The organism is Arthrobacter sp. THG-b23, assembly GCF_059091265.1.
Genome location: NZ_JBNHGM010000021.1, coordinates 1 through 250, shown reverse-complemented (window position 1 = coordinate 250; position 250 = coordinate 1). Strand labels below are relative to the sequence as shown.

Below are 250 nucleotides of genomic sequence, written 5' to 3'. Positions count from 1 at the left end.
GCGCACAAAACCATAGATTGCTCTTCTGTAAGGTTTTGAATTACTGATCGCACTTTATCGTTTTGCATCTTAATGCGTTTTCTTAGCTTAAATCGCTTATATCTGGCGCTGGCAATAGCTGATAATCGATGCACATTAATTGCTAGCGAAAATGCAAGAGCAAAGACGAAAACATGCCACACATGAGGAATACCGATTCTCTCATTAACATATTCAGGCCAGTTATCTGGGCTTAAAAGCAGAAGTCCAA

1 protein-coding gene is annotated in these 250 nt (G+C 39.6%); it reads right to left on the bottom strand.

Annotated features, from left to right (window positions below; all coding sequences use genetic code 11):
• A partial coding sequence (locus AC5RVD_RS16815; protein ID WP_250406021.1) for a super-infection exclusion protein B occupies positions 1 to 250 on the bottom strand: 250 nt, incomplete at both ends.